Genomic DNA, 15,606 nt, shown 5'->3' with positions numbered 1-15,606 from the left:
AAGCGAGTTACGACAGAGGGTATCATGGAAATGTTCTCCAGATTTGACTGAACAGCGCTTTTACCCTTTGAATTTCGCCATAAATAATTGCGATAATAATTATTTGTAACGTTTTATCGCGATCTGCTTATTTAATCGACAAGGATAAGCAACGCTGTTTTTCATTTGTTTTTTCAATTCCAATCATCGTATAAAACATTATGCTCTTTTCTTTCTCTTATTTTCTCAAGTTGGCTCTCTATTTTTTCTTTAATCAGGCGCTTATCTCTATTCTTATTGCGCTCTTTTTGCGCACTAGATTGCTCACTATCTATCACTAACTCGAGATCAGCTAAATCTTGTCTATAAACACTAGCTTCATATTCAATAGCTAGGTTAAAATCAGATCCACGTGGACTTTTACTACTATTCATTTAAAACCTCTACCTATCAAAATGTAATGGATAGTCAGCCTTTAACGTTAGCAATAAAAGCAAAAAATTTTATTTTTATTGATTCATTTTTTTTGTTAATAGTCAATTTTTAATCCAAGTTTTTAAAATATATGAAAATAGGACATATAATAGCAGCAGCTGTTTATCAGGGTATCCACACACTTAATAGAATGAATAAAAGACACCCCTTTAGCACATTTTATTTATAACCATGGAATCTATTTATATTCTATAGGGAGAGAATCGATGTCGTATGAAAATATACCTTTTTTCATTGAGCAACTAAATAATAATATTGAAGATGAAACACGCTTAGCAGAGGTTATAAGGCAACTTGAAGAGAGTTTATCTGTTGACCAGATTACGGTGTTATTAGAAGCCTTTCCCATTCAATTAAGAAAATCAATTTGGCAATCTATAACGCCTGAAATACAGCAGCAGGTTTTCATTGAAATGCGCTATGAATCAAGGCAAATGATATTAAATGCCAGTGAAGATTCAGAATGTTTTCCATTACTTGAAAAACTCGATGCAGATGAATTAGCCGATCTTTCTGAAAACCTCAGCGATCGTTTTGTTGAGTATGCCGTCTCTAAAATGACAGCTAAACAGCGCGGATTGTTTAAAAAAGCACAAGAGTATTCCGTAGATGAAGTGGGCCACTGGCAAAGTTATGATGATATACAAGTGCCTGAGCGCTTAAAAGTATCCGCAGCGAAAAAGATATGTTCGAAAACATTACCGCCACTATCAGAGCGATTTTACGTCACTAAAAGTGATGCAACACTGGTCGGTGAAGTCGCCATCGCTAGTGTAATAACAATGGATGATGACACCCCGGTTGCCACCATTGTCGATACTGATTATGAAGCGGTACAAGTAACCGACAACATTTATAGCGCGGTTAATAAAGTTATTCTTTCGGATAAAACAGCTTTACCCGTTATCGACCATACAGGCTGCCTGACGGGTAGGTTAGATCTACATCAGGCTTATAAAATAAGAGATCAGCAAAAAGAGACCCAGTTAATTCAATCGGCGGGTTTAGTGGAAGAGGAAGATCTTTTCTCTAATATATGGCGCAGTAGCCAAAACCGTGCGGTCTGGCTAGGTATAAACCTGATTACTGCCTTTTTAGCCTCTTGGTTTATTGGTTTATTTGAAGGTACATTGCAGCAAGTTGTCGCCTTGGCAGTGCTGATGCCTGTTGTGGCCTCTATGGGCGGGATATCCGGCAGCCAGACACTTGCCCTTATTATTCGTGGACTGGCATTAGGGCAAATAACAGAAGCGAATCAAAAGGCTATTGTCGCAAAAGAGCTTAAAGTGGGTTGTATAAACGGGTTGTTATGGGCGAGCGTGATCGCCTACATCACTTATTTTTGGTTTGAAACCCCCTTGTTATCAGTGGCTATTTTTATCGCAATACTGGGAAATATAATTATCGCGTCGCTATCGGGCGTGTGGGTACCTTGGCTGATGACAAGGTTAAATATAGATCCAGCACTATCGAGCGCTGTCGTTTTAACCACGGTAACTGACATTTTTGGATTTGTTACCTTTTTAGGCCTCGGTTGCATGCTGCTGACTTAACTAAGCCATTAAGGTATTTTACCCTATAATCCCGGTTATACGGATAGCTTGCTTACCGTATATTCAGGGTGTGTAGTTTTAAAGGCTAACGTCAGGAAAATACTGGATAGCTTGGCGGATAACCTCAGCTTTGTGGCTTTTGGCTAAATAGATGGCAAATATCTCACGCGAATACACCGGCGCATCTTCAACGAGATAAAGCCTCTTATTTTGGATATGCTCAAATACCATTTGACGAGGCAAATAAGCGCTCCCACCTGCTTCTAATATATACTCTAAAGCCACTCTGGGCTGCCCTATTGAATGTTTTGCAGGTGGTGAATTTTTAAATTCTCGCATATGCTGCGCATTCACCGAGGCACCGTAATCAACCATCACATAATCATTTAAATTTTGTGCCCCGCTATTGAAATCAGGAACAGTGGAAACTAGGTGTAATGGAACAGTTGCCACTTTTTCTGTGACCAATTCTTCAATAAAGGGCGGTTCAAACAAAAAGGCAATATCAATAACGCCATTTAAAACACTTTTGCGTAAATCAAGCGGAGAATAGGTGTTTGTGAAGAGGCTTATTTGATCCATATTGTGATGTATTTTTTGGAGCCAATTTTGCAGAATAATATCCCAAATAGACATTATTGAACCTATCACTAATTGTAATGCGCTCTGATCCCTAATACCGACATCTTGTTTCGCCTTTTGCCACATAAAAATAATTTCATTGGCGTGCTTAATTAAACGGTGCCCTTCAGGTGTTAACTTGAGATGTTTTTGGCGACGATCGAAAAGTAGTACGCCTAAATCATCTTCGAGTAATTTAATACGTGCGCTCACCGCTGATTGCGTAATAAACAAAGATTCAGATGCTAAACGAAAATGCAGGGTTCGACTCACTTCTAAGAATGTTTTAAGTAACTCAATTTTCATCTAATAACAGCCCACCCAACTAATCAATTTTGTTATTCAAAAATAGCAAGACAATGAAACCCATGGAAAACATTTTTATCACTCGATAATAGTAGGTTCAAGTAGTGCTAAAAAATCCGCAACATTTTCAGCTAAAATGGCTTCTTGACCTTTTCCTAGCGTCTCTAACTGCACTTGACCGGTGGCATTTAATATCGAGATAATCTGCATCTCATCAGAACAGCTGGCAATAAACATTGAAGTAGGTTTTTTCAAGCGTTTCTGCATTAGAAAGTGGCCGACCATATTTTCTTGTAAGAGCTTAAAGTCGGCTTCATTCCATGCCTGAATTAACTCAATGTGATGGCCATCAAATAGGCAAGGAATGCAATCGGCATAAGCACTACAAAGGAGTGCCGCAATACTGGGATGCAATTGAACGTCTAGCGCCTGCTCAATATTACTCAGATCAACAGGCGGAGTTCGCTTAACGGCAGCCCACTCGATTTTACCTTCCTGCGGCTTGCCAACTTGGCAAGGAGAAATCCACTCGGAGTCAAAGCGCTGCTGCGGCAAAGATTGTCTCTGCTGCTGCCAAAGTGACTGTTGGCGCTCAAAAAGTGCAAAAAGCTGGTTTTCTGTTGTATTATCCATTATCTAATATTTCTATATTTTGATTACAATGGATACATTGTACACTTGTCTTTCTTAAAAAATATATAAGCTAATCACTATGACCCATAAACCACTTTATAAGCAAGCTAGCGCCCTACAAAACCTTTCTCTTGGAAAGACAAGTGAATACAAGAGCATCTATGATGCCAACCTGTTACAAGGTGTACCACGCAGTTTAAATCGCGATGAATTAAGCCTCACTGCAGATAATCTCCCTTTTGTGGGTTTCGATTTATGGAATATTTACGAACTATCTTGGTTAAACCTTAAAGGAAAACCGCTTGTTGCAACGGGAGTAGTGAAAGTTCCATTTGATAGCGATAATTTAATTGAGTCAAAGTCATTTAAATTATATTTAAATAGTTTTAACCAAACTAAGTTTGCATCAATCGATGAGATACAAGCAGTATTAACTCGGGATCTTTCTCTCTGCGCCAATAAGGCGGTAAATGCAGAACTCAATAGCAACTTAGACTGTTTCACCGATAAGCTTGGCACTTTTCACGGTTATTGTGTAGATAGCCTCGATATTGAGATAGATAACTATCAGCTGACCCCCAACTACCTAATCGATATCAGCGCTGATGAGACAGTAACAGAGACCTTGTATTCACATCTTTTAAAATCTAATTGTTTAATTACTAGCCAGCCAGATTGGGGAAGTATTGAAATAAGTTATACCGGTAAAAAGTTAGATAGAGAGAAATTACTGCGTTATTTAATCTCTTTCCGCCAACATAATGAGTTCCACGAACAGTGTGTAGAGAGGATCTATTGTGACATCATGAAATTTGCACAAATAGATTCGCTTTCTGTTTACGCGCGTTATACTCGCCGAGGCGGTTTAGATATTAACCCGTTACGCGCAACACAAGACTGCGCTGTTGTTGATAATATCCGTTTACTACGACAATAAAAAAATAGGTTTTATGAAAAATATTGGCTTATACCTCCGCCCTATTGTGGTTATCTTTTTTTTACAGATAAGTTTATCAGCACAGGCAATAGTATTAATTGATGCCAAGGTTCCGACGACTCTTAAGCAAGCCTATGACTTACGTTATAGCGATCCACAGAGCTGTGTGGAGACGACCAGCCAATATATTAACCAACAAAGGTCATTTAAACTGAATGCGAAGGGGATTATTGAAGAAAGGCAGCCAGTGGGGGCTGCGTATGCTTTTCCAGCTCAGTTACAGGCTTTTTGCTATACACAGCTTGAAGATTACCCTAGCGCACTCAATTTATTACTGCCCTTATTAGAGGCAACTGACTTATCAAGCGATAAAGTAAGAACATTAAATCTCATTGCATCAGAAATTCCCGAAGAAGAACGCCCACAATTAAGTAACCTTTCATTATTAAAAACACTCGCAGAGGCATCAAAGCGTATCACACAAGCGCCTTTTACTGACTCGCCAAACTTAGAGAATGCACTGCTCTTAACAAGCAGTAAATTGTCTTTACAAGTATACCATTATAGCGATGCGCTTAGCGCACTAGAGACCGTAAAAGAGAATATAAAGGGCAGCCAAAATAAAGAGTTACGTGCTTGGTTAGTTTATTATTACGGTCTTTATTATGAGCAAATCAATCAACAACAATTAGCAGCGTCATCCTTTCTTCTGGCCAACAAATTAGCCAACCAGCATGCCTTTATCAATCTAAGTGGGCAGGTAAAAAGTAGCATCGCAGATCTATATCAAAAAAAATATCGTTTTTCTACAGCACTTGATGTCACCAAGCAACGTATCGAACTTTATCTGGCGACTGAAAATAAAACTAAGCAAGCTAAAAGCTTAATTCAATTTGCTATTTTAAAACGTCAAAACAATGAAAATAATCAAGCGCTCGTTTACCTGTTTAATGCGTTGGAGTTAATTGAACATAATAAACACGGTAGTTTGCTCGCTCATGTCTACCTTGAAATTGGGCGAACTTACCTAGCGAACAAAGATGAAAAGAGTGATAAGAAAGAGTTGCAGCTCGCACAAAAATATTTACAAAATGCCCGTTTTCACTTCACGCGTTTAAATAAACCCCGCTATCTTATGGAAAGTTTACTACTGCTGGCGCAATTGAATATGATTAATAAAGATTATGCGTTGGCCATTTTGCAACTACAAAAAGTATTACAGATATCAGCCAATGACAATCTTTATCTACGCGTACAAGCCTTTGAAATGCTTGCGTCAAGCTATGAGAGAACAGGTAACCTAGAGCGGGCTATTGTAAATTTCAAAAACTTCAATGCATTGCAAAATCGTATTAAAGAGCACCTCTTTGAATTACAGCAATTACAAATTAGCGAACAACTACAACTTTTTGAAAAAACACAACAGCAGGATCAATTGGAAACTCAAAACACCCAATTACAGAAAAAAACCGACCATTTGAAAACGCTAACCTATAGTGTCCTGAGCTTCCTGACGCTCCTTAGCCTAATACTTTTCTATACTTTAAAACGTAATAAAAAGCTGCTTGTAGCGGATCAACAAGCTCAGCAACAACTCGCCGTTCACATGCGTACTAAACTGCCTTTACAGTCCGCAGCGAGTAATGGTTTTAATACTATTTATCATGGTGAACCGCTTTATTACGCATTAGTAAGCATCCCCTATCTATCGCATATAAATGAATTAGTTGGTATTGATAATTCAGCTGAAATAGAAAAACAATTGGGCTTAGCACTAAAGGTATATTGTGCTCAACGTATTGAGTTATTTCAGATCCGCGACAACCAAATTTTATTTATCAGCAAACAGGAAGAGCAGCAAAATGCGGCTCGCTTTGCAAAAGAAATAGAACAATTCTTTAGCACTTTTAGTGAAAAACAGCAGCTAGTAACCCCTATTTCCTGTGGCATTGTCGCTTTCCCCTTTTTAAATAATGCCAGTCGTGCAATTACGCCCAGCCGCATCTTAAATTTAAGTAGTTTGGCTCTTTTCGCAGCCAGTCAAATTAGAGATGCTAAACAGCAAAGTAGCTGGGTTGAATTGTATGCGATTGATAATTTACAGCCAGCTTTCTTTGATGGGGATTTGTGGATATTGGGTCAAGCTGCAATAGATAAGGGCCTGGTCAAAATAAAGAGTAGTCATGCAGATCATATTTTTAATTGGCCAAAGCACAATAAATAACTCCTTTTCGTGGTTTTTAGTCGCCTAACCTTGTACAAATAGCCAAATTTAATGATAATCTGAAGTCTAAATATCTAATGGAATAATTATGATGACATCGAAAATAACTGTTTTAAGACTACTGCAACAGTTATTAAAAAAAATGGCTCGGCAAGATAAAAGTTTTGATCACTATCATGTCAGTTTTTTAAAGAAACTGCATTCGAGCCCTTCCGAAAAAATGACAGATACACTTTATGAAGAGTGTACTGAACGACTAAATGCGTTAAATATTCCAATAGAAGATACGCTATCTGAAGGGCGATTGATCGTATCGCAATCACAACTACAATTACAAAGACTGACTCAACTCTCCGATCCTCTGCGCAATAAAATTGAACAGTCAATGTCTACCCCGCAGCCGTACTCTATTATTGAATACCACAATGAAATCACCAATATTATCAAAATATACCAGCGTGCTGTTATCGAGCTAAATAATAACAAAGTAGCAACAGCAGATGACATTAACGAAATGCATCCGTTTGATGAATTATGTGACGAATTACAGCTGCTTATTCTTAATCTAGATATTGGTGAAGCATATATAAAACAGCTCGAAGCCATTCGCCATAAAATTGTTTCTGCAAATAGTTCTCTTATGTTACCTCAGTATTGCATGAGCATTATCGCCATTATTATTGATAGCACTCGTGAGGAGCGCCGCTCATCTCGGCATTTTTTATATACACTTAATGACAGCCTGACTCAGTTCTATCTTGACTTTTCCAGCAATATAAAATATGCAGAAAGTACTTTTGAAAAACAAGAGCAATGTATTAAAACGATACAGAGGAAATCTTCTCGCCTCAAAAAAGATGCCGAAGAAGCAAGCAACATCGAATTATTAAGAAATCATATCTACTCTTATTCGGAAAGTGTCGAGCAACTAATTAAAGCAAAAGTGGGCGAAAAAGAAGATAAAGTACGCCAACAGTTTCAGGGTATGGTCAGAAAAATCAAAGAGCTACAAAATGAAACCCAAAATTACCAAAACACACTGAAGCAGCAAAACAAGCAGTTGCATACTGATTTTCTAACTAAGATTCCAAACCGTGCGGCTTGGAGTGAACGCCTAGAAATTGAATTTACGCGTTACCAACGTTATCAGCACCCCCTCAATTTAGCGATTATTGATATCGATAAATTCAAAAAAATAAATGATACTTTTGGCCACTTAGCCGGTGATAAAGTACTAAATGTGATCGCACAAACACTGCAAAAATCACTGCGTAATGCAGATTTTATTGCGCGTTATGGTGGCGAAGAATTTAGCGTGTTACTACCCGATATAACCCCTGAACAGATGCAGATTGTATTAGATAAGCTTTGCAAAATTATAAAAGCAATTCCTTTTAAGTTTAAAAAAGACAATATTAGTATTACCATCTCTATTGGCTGTTGCAGCTTTGCTAAAGATGATGATATTAATAGTGCTTTTGAGCGTGCAGATCAAGCCCTTTATTATGCGAAAAACAATGGACGTGATCATGTTATTTACTTTAAAAAGTAGTAACTCATTGCTTTAATAAGAAAAAGATGGAGAACCTCTCTCTTTAGCTTATCCTTGCAGCAAGCAACTCAGTATACAGTGGCAATATAACAGTGTTGGATCCATCTCCCTCCCTATAAATCGGAATGTCTGATCGCGACAAAACTTTATTGGCTCATCATTTATTAACTATTAATGCCTAATTAGATTCAAGGAAACGCTATGATCACTCATATTAACCCAGTCGGTAGTATGGCTTTATTATCACAACTTGAAGTTAACCAATTAAAAGCCAGTGCCGCATGCGACATTTATCATCTATTTCGCAACTGCTCACTAGCCGTGTTGAATTCAGGTAGCCATACGGACAGCAGTAAAGAAATTTTAGAAAAATACAAAACATTTGAAATTAATGTATTAAGACAAGAACGAGGAGTAAAAATAGAACTCCTACATCCACCTGAACAAGCCTTTATTGATGGCGAACTGATCAAAGGGATCCAAGAACATCTATTTTCGGTGTTACGCGATCTACTCTATGTAAATACGCAACTGCGCCTACCCGATCAAGATAAAGATTCTGCAACACAAATCACCAGCTTAATTTTTTCAATTTTGCGTAATGCCAATATATTAAAACCGGGCGTTGAGCCCAATGTAATTGTTTGCTGGGGTGGGCATTCAATTAACGACAATGAGTTCAAATACAGCAGCGAAGTCGGTAGTCAATTAGGGCTGAGAGAGTTAAATATTTGTACGGGTTGTGGTCCGGGTGCCATGGAGGGGCCAATGAAAGGCGCTGCAGTCGGCCACGCCAAGCAAAGAGTCAATGATGGCCGTTATATTGGGATTACAGAGCCGGGTATTATTGCCGCTGAGCCACCAAACCCGATTGTCAATGAACTGGTAATTTTACCCGATATCGAAAAACGTCTTGAGGCATTTGTGCGGGTTGCCCACGGCATCATTGTTTTCCCTGGTGGCCCCGGCACAGCAGAAGAATTATTATATATTTTGGGAATAATGATGCACCCAGAAAATAAACGTCAACCTTTACCAATTATTCTAACAGGGCCCAAAGAAAGTGAATCCTATTTTGCCGCAATAGATCAATTTATTCACGATACGCTGGGAGAAGAAGCGCAACAACATTACGAAATCATTATTGACAACCCATCGTTAGTGGCACAACACATGAAAAAATCGATGACTAAAGTAACAGAATATCGTATTGCTATTGGTGATGCTTACTCGTTTAATTGGTCACTTAAAATTGATCATCCTTTTCAGCAGCCTTTTCTGCCTAGTCATGAAAACATGGCCAATCTAGCACTGCATTATGACCAACCGCGCGAACAGCTGGCATCAAATTTACGCCGTGCCTTTTCGGGCATTGTCGGTGGAAATGTGAAAGATGAGGGGATCAAGTCAATTGAAAAGCATGGTCCATTTGAACTGCGAGGTGAAAAAGCACTAATGGAAAAAGTCGATCGCTTATTAGAAAGTTTTATCGCTCAGGGACGCATGAAGTTACCCGGCTCCGTGTATACTCCTTGCTATAAAATAATCAGTTAATATGATTTCCACGCTCCTTATTATTGATGCAATGAACTTAATTCGGCGCATCTATGCCGTGCAAGAAAAGCAATCTGGTGAAACAGAAAGCGCAATACTTGCCACTGAAAACACGGTTTGTAATGCGTTAAAAAAATTATTACATATTCATCAACCTACCCATGTGATCTGTGTTTTTGATAGTCACACCGCCAGTTGGCGGCATCGCTTATATCCAAACTATAAAAAGGGGCGCAAACCTGTTCCTGCACTTTTAAAACAGGATTTAGATCGGATCCAAGATCTCTTTTTTACCATGGGAGTAGAGTCCTTGGTGACTGAAAGCGATGAGGCAGATGATCTTATCGCAACACTCGCAGATAAAATGGCCAAGCAACAGCAAAAATGCATTATTGTTTCCACTGATAAAGGTTTCTACCAGTTGCTGAATACGCAGATTATCATTTATGATTATTTTCAACATCGCTATACCGACGCATTAGCCGTGTTCAACAAAATGGGGCTATCCACTCAGCAGTTATGTGACTACTGGGCCATCACCGGCATTTCTAGCAGTGCAATTAAAGGGGTTGAAGGCATCGGTGCGAAAGGAGCGTTGACGCTATTAAAACAGTTTAAAAGCCTCGATAATATGCTACTGCAGCCCACAGATGAAGCAGATAAACGTCTGGCAAAAATCCATCAATGCAAAGCAGATGCGTTATTAACAAAAAAACTAGTGACTTTGCATAAAAGCATCTCACTTGGTTTTAATTTAAAGGATTTACGTTATACCCACACAGCCATTAAAAATCAATAAAAGATAACTTTTAAGTAGCCATCTGTCTCTTTTTAGGTAAGATAAAGGGATTATTATCAACAGGAGAAAAGCACGTGAAAAAAGTATTAATCATCGCAACTGTCGCCGCTGTCGGCGCTGGCGCTTATGTTTTCAACCAGCAACAGAGCGCTTCTACAGCCTATAACGTGCTAGATTATGTGCCTGCAGATACACCGCTATTTACTGCTCAGCTGACTCCATTTCCACTGAAAGATTACCTTTCCTCTGCCTCTGCTGAAATTAATTCTAGCGATCAACTGATTGATGATTTGTCTACTCAAGAAAACCCTAAAATCAAATTTTTCTTAAATATATTGAAAACTTACCAAGATGGATTAAAGGATCCCGATGCGCTCATAAAAACGTTCGGTTTTCCTGAGCAATTGCGCGCTTATTTCTATACTTTGGGGCTGTTACCTGTTTTAAAAGCTGAAATCGAAAACCCACAAGCGATTTGGGATTTATTAGATAAAAATGAACTTGAAAGCGGCTTTACTCATCAGCAAGGATCCCTACAATCCTTAAGTTATCGCTCTTATCCGTTAACAGATGAAAATAACCCCGAAAAGATAGAACTCATTATAGCAATCGATAAAGGACTGTTAACAATAACCCTTAATAGCGCCTATAACGATCAAGCACTACTAGCAACTGCACTGGGACTGAGCAAAGTAGAAAATTCATTAGCCGCATCAGGGCAAATTGAAGAGATTATCGCCACGCATAGCTTCCAAAAAGCCAGTGTTGGTTTTATTAATCATATTGAACTGTTCAAAGGGTTAACCACCACTGATGGCAATCAATTAGCACGCCAAATAGCAGCGATTGAGAAACACTCTAATAAGCCCAGCCCACTTGCCTCGATTCGAAATGCACAATGTGTGAGTGATTTTGCAACTATCACCACTAACTGGCCGCGTACCGTGTTTGGCTACACCACACTCGATATCAGTGCGGAACAATCAACCGTTGCCATTAGCACTGTCATTGAAAGCAAAAATCAAGTGCTTATAAACGCATTAAAATCATTACGTGGTTATATTCCAGAGTACACTGCCGATATTAAAAATAATGTATTTGCGATGGGGCTAGGGCTTGATATTAATCAATTAGGCGTGGCTTTAAACGACATTTGGAGCGATTTACAAACACCGAGTTACACATGCCAACCCCTTGCTCAATTACAGCAACAGATCAGCCAATCAGGCGAATCGATTGGCATGATCGGTATGAGTGCAAATATGGCAAGTGGTGTAAAAGGGATTAGCATGGCCGTATTAGATTATACAATAAGTCAGCCTAAAAATGACCCTATGCTGGAAAGCCTCGATGCACTACTTACCTTATCAGCCGATAACCCAGAGCAGATTTTCAACAGCGCGAAAATGTTCATACCAGCATTGCAATCAGTGCAGCTTAACAGCAGCTCAGAGGCGATAGATTTAGGCGCTATTTTTCCGATGCCAGCACAACTAAAAATAGATCCTAAACTGGCGATAAAAGGCAATCATTTGGTCATTTACAACGGAGAAAAAGGTAAAAAAGTAGCTGACTCGCTGGCGACAGAGGCACTCGCTAAAAATGGAATGTATAGCGTATCTTTTGCTACTAAAAAGATGTTTACACCGATAGTGACAGCAATGGAGTTAGCCAATGAAACGTTGCCTGAAGAGGCCATGTTTTTAATTGATTATGATGCACGCATGAAAATGAGCGTCGACATCAATGAACAAGGAATTGTGTTTAGCAACTATATTAATAGCAAAGCCTCAAAATAGACGCTGGCAACACCATAGAAAAGCTGCCTTAGGTAGCTTTCTATGGATCAACAAACAGCATTATAGGATGTTATATTGCTGATTAACGCACTTATCAAGGTTACCCGAGCCTCTGCGCTCGCCCATGCGATATGTGGCGTGATCAGTAAACGCGATTGCGCTTGTACTGAAAAATAAGGATGATCTTGCCCCATTGGCTCAACAGCTAAAACATCGCTGCCATGATAAATACCCGCCAGATCAATTGCCTGTGCCATCGCTGATTCATCAATAATGCCTCCGCGCCCGAGATTAAGCACAACAGTACCACTTTTCACTAATGCTAATGCTTTTTCATCAATTAGATTTTCAGTTTGAGCGTTCAGTGGCGCATGGATAGAGATGATATCGCAAGTTGATAAAAGTGTCGGTAAATCAACCTGTTTAATCGCTTGTTGGTTATTTTTACCAGAAGTTGAATAGTAACAAAGGTCACAACCAAACACCTGCGCAATGTCAGCGACGCGTTGTCCAATCGCCCCAAAACCAATAATCCCCCAACGCTTTCCTTTTATTTCAAAAAAAGAGTGTTCTATATGGGTAAAGACAGGACTGCAGCACCACGCTTTTGTTTGTGTGTAATGATCGTAATAACGGCTTTGATGGACTAGTTGAAATAACATAGAAAAAGTAAACTGCGCGACACTTTCCGTTGAATATCCACACACATTTTTAACCTCGATCCCAGCCTCTTCAGCAGCAAGCAGATCTACATTATTCGTTCCGGTTGCCGCAATACAAATTAATTTCAACTGCGGATTGGCTTCTATAATAATGCGGTCAATTATCACCTTGTTGGTAATGATCACCTCATTATTGGCAATATGCGCTAATCGTTGTTTATTCTCAGTGATTGGATATACGCTTAACTCTCCTAGTTTTTTTAACTGAGATAAATCACTGTCACCTAATGTTAGTGCGTCTAGCAGTACTATCTTCATTTTCACTGCGATCAAGTTCTCCGAAGAGGATGCTGATATTTAATAAAATCGTGGCTGACTAATTCGCTTTCAACATGTCTAGCGCCACCGCTTCTGCGATTTTAATACCGTCAATACCGGCAGAGAGAATACCTCCTGCATAACCAGCGCCTTCGCCACCAGGATACAACCCTTTAATATTAATGCTCTGATAATCAGCCCCACGCTTTATCTGTACGGGTGATGAAGTACGTGTTTCTACCCCCGTAAGAATTGCATCTGCGCTCGCAAAACCACGAATTTTTTTGTCAAACGCCGGTAGCGCTTCGCGGATCGCCGCAATGGCAAAATCGGGCAGACTGCCACTCAAATCAGTCATTTTCACATTGGGCTTATAGGAAGGTTCAATCGGACCAAAAGGTTTTGCATCTTTAGCGGCTAAAAAATCCTCAACACGTTGCGCTGGCGCATCGTAATTGCTGCCACCAAGAATATACGCATTACGTTCCAGTTTACGCTGCAGTGCAATACCTTGCAGGGGATCATTAGCAAAATCACTGGGTGACACACCCACCACAATCGCACTATTTGCATTACGCTCACTACGTGAATACTGGCTCATGCCATTGGTCACAACCGCTTCTTTTTCAGAAGTAGCTGCCACTACCACGCCGCCTGGACACATACAAAAACTGTATACTGAGCGGCCATTTTTACAGTGATGCACTAATTTATAATCCGCTGCGCCTAAAAGAGGATGGCCAGCATTAATCCCAAAGCGGCATTTATCAATCATTTCCTGCTTATGCTCAATACGAAAGCCAACCGAGAAAGACTGCGCTTCAAGGTGCACCCCCTTATCATGTAACATTTGCACGGTATCACGGGCGCTATGCCCAATCGCTAAGGTAATATGTTTAGAGTTAATAATCTCACCGCCATTAAGCGTCACACCAGTAACTTGATTGGCTTCGATATTTAACTCTTCTACACGCGTTTCAAAACGAATGTCACCGCCAAGCTCGATTATCTGACGGCGCATACGTTCAACCATAGTGACCAGTTTAAAGGTACCAATATGGGGTTTACTGACATAGATAATTTCAGCAGGAGCACCGGCGGCAACAAATTCCTGTTTAACTTTAAGGCCTAAAAAACCGGGATCTTTGACTTGACTATATAATTTACCATCAGAGAAAGTCCCCGCGCCACCTTCTCCAAACTGCACATTCGATTCTGTATTTAACTCGCCTTTCCGCCAAAAACGAAAGGTATCTTTAGAACGTTCATGTACCGATTTTCCACGCTCTAATAAAATAGGTTTAAAGCCCATCTGCGCAAGAATTAAAGCTGTAAATAGACCACAAGGCCCCATACCGACAACCACTGGCCGCTCAGTTAAATCAGCCGGCGCTTGTGCAACATATTTATAGGTCGTATCGGGTGATATGCGCACATTCTGATCTTTTTCAAAACGGCTTAATAGCGCTGCCTCATCGACATTTTTGAGTGTCACATCAAGCGCATAAATTAAAGAGATAACATTACGTTGGCGTGCATCGTAACCACGTTTAAAGAGCTGTATATCCACCAGCTGATCAGCTGTAATCGACAGTTTATTTAAGACAAATGCCTGCAGAGCATCATCACTATGGTCGAGTGGAAGTTTAACTTGGTTTAAACGTATCATGGGTCACCTGACAAAAGAGCCTGAAAATAGAGCCGTAGTTTACGTGATATTGATGCAAATTGAAAAGCACCAACGTGTATAAATTTTATTCATATCGAGTAGGGTGAGGCTTTTGCCTCATCCCTCTCACAGAACCGTACGTACGGACCTCGTATACGGCTCCTGTATTCTTATATTCCATCATTTCGTTTTAACAAACGCTGAGGGAGCAAGCCAACCTGTGTTCACATTATCTATCTGATACAAACCAAGCTCTTCAAACCAACTATTCGGCATCGCAAAACTCGATAAAGGACTTCTCGAATTGCGCCACGAATTCATTTTTATGAATTTAAAAGGGGGTTTGTACTTCAACTGCTTCAAACGTCGATGCAACCGACTCGGTTTCTTCCACAATTTAAGCTGTACCGCCCTTAATCTTCGCCTTATCCAACCTGATAGTTGTTTCAATTCTCGTTTGCAATTGGCTATACTGAAATAGTTTACAAAACCGCGTACTACTGGA

At 39.7% G+C, this 15,606-nt stretch carries 13 protein-coding genes; 7 read left to right on the top strand and 6 right to left on the bottom strand.

Annotated features, from left to right (window positions below):
* Positions 1–173: 173 nt before the first annotated feature.
* Positions 174–413 carry a hypothetical protein gene (locus KSO91_RS08420; protein WP_238742512.1) on the bottom strand — a complete coding sequence of 80 codons (240 nt, stop codon included), beginning with the start codon at positions 411–413 and terminating at the stop codon, positions 174–176.
* A 267-nt stretch (positions 414–680) separates the two neighbouring features.
* On the opposite strand from KSO91_RS08420, the gene KSO91_RS08415 reads away from it, so the two are divergent.
* Positions 681–2,027 carry a magnesium transporter gene (locus KSO91_RS08415; RefSeq protein WP_238742511.1) on the top strand — a complete coding sequence of 449 codons (1,347 nt, stop codon included), beginning with the start codon at positions 681–683 and terminating at the stop codon, positions 2,025–2,027.
* 78 nt (positions 2,028–2,105) lie between these two features.
* On the opposite strand, the gene KSO91_RS08410 is transcribed toward KSO91_RS08415, so the two are convergent.
* Together KSO91_RS08410 and syd are read right to left on the bottom strand one after the other, a co-directional pair.
* Positions 2,106–2,954, bottom strand: coding sequence for a LysR family transcriptional regulator (locus KSO91_RS08410; protein WP_238742510.1), 849 nt, complete (start codon positions 2,952–2,954; stop codon positions 2,106–2,108).
* 78 nt (positions 2,955–3,032) lie between these two features.
* Positions 3,033–3,587 (bottom strand): SecY-interacting protein, encoded by a 555-nt coding sequence (gene syd, locus KSO91_RS08405; RefSeq protein ID WP_238742509.1) that lies wholly within the window; start codon positions 3,585–3,587, stop codon positions 3,033–3,035.
* 79 nt (positions 3,588–3,666) lie between these two features.
* On the opposite strand from syd, the gene queF reads away from it, so the two are divergent.
* The 6 genes from queF (at position 3,667) to KSO91_RS08375 (ending at position 12,452) form a co-directional block, all read left to right on the top strand.
* Positions 3,667–4,524, top strand: coding sequence for an NADPH-dependent 7-cyano-7-deazaguanine reductase QueF (gene queF / locus KSO91_RS08400; protein WP_238742508.1), 858 nt, complete (start codon positions 3,667–3,669; stop codon positions 4,522–4,524).
* A gap of 13 nt (positions 4,525–4,537) precedes the next feature.
* On the top strand, positions 4,538–6,748 hold the full coding sequence (locus tag KSO91_RS08395) for a tetratricopeptide repeat protein (protein WP_238742507.1): 2,211 nt from the start codon (positions 4,538–4,540) through the stop codon (positions 6,746–6,748).
* A gap of 88 nt (positions 6,749–6,836) precedes the next feature.
* Positions 6,837–8,300: a GGDEF domain-containing protein gene (locus KSO91_RS08390; protein ID WP_238742506.1), complete on the top strand. Its 1,464-nt coding sequence runs from the start codon at positions 6,837–6,839 to the stop codon at positions 8,298–8,300.
* A 201-nt stretch (positions 8,301–8,501) separates the two neighbouring features.
* Entirely contained in the window at positions 8,502–9,854 is a 1,353-nt protein-coding gene (gene ppnN / locus KSO91_RS08385; protein ID WP_238742505.1) for a nucleotide 5'-monophosphate nucleosidase PpnN, read from the top strand.
* A gap of 1 nt (position 9,855) precedes the next feature.
* Entirely contained in the window at positions 9,856–10,653 is a 798-nt protein-coding gene (gene xni, locus KSO91_RS08380; protein WP_238742504.1) for a flap endonuclease Xni, read from the top strand.
* 74 nt (positions 10,654–10,727) lie between these two features.
* On the top strand, positions 10,728–12,452 hold the full coding sequence (locus tag KSO91_RS08375; RefSeq protein WP_238742503.1) for a hypothetical protein: 1,725 nt from the start codon (positions 10,728–10,730) through the stop codon (positions 12,450–12,452).
* A 47-nt stretch (positions 12,453–12,499) separates the two neighbouring features.
* On the opposite strand, the gene KSO91_RS08370 is transcribed toward KSO91_RS08375, so the two are convergent.
* The 3 genes from KSO91_RS08370 to KSO91_RS08360 form a co-directional block, all read right to left on the bottom strand.
* On the bottom strand, positions 12,500–13,432 hold the full coding sequence (locus tag KSO91_RS08370) for a D-2-hydroxyacid dehydrogenase (protein WP_238742502.1): 933 nt from the start codon (positions 13,430–13,432) through the stop codon (positions 12,500–12,502).
* A 58-nt stretch (positions 13,433–13,490) separates the two neighbouring features.
* Positions 13,491–15,101 (bottom strand): NAD(P)/FAD-dependent oxidoreductase, encoded by a 1,611-nt coding sequence (locus tag KSO91_RS08365; protein ID WP_238742501.1) that lies wholly within the window; start codon positions 15,099–15,101, stop codon positions 13,491–13,493.
* A gap of 180 nt (positions 15,102–15,281) precedes the next feature.
* A partial coding sequence (locus KSO91_RS08360) for a group II intron maturase-specific domain-containing protein (protein WP_275113946.1) occupies positions 15,282–15,606 on the bottom strand: 325 nt, incomplete at its 5' end.

The sequence above is a fragment of the Psychromonas antarctica genome, assembly GCF_022267535.1.
Lineage (GTDB): Bacteria > Pseudomonadota > Gammaproteobacteria > Enterobacterales > Psychromonadaceae > Psychromonas > Psychromonas antarctica.
Note: the sequence above shows the minus strand (reverse complement) of the source record. Positions and strands in the feature narration are given on the sequence as shown.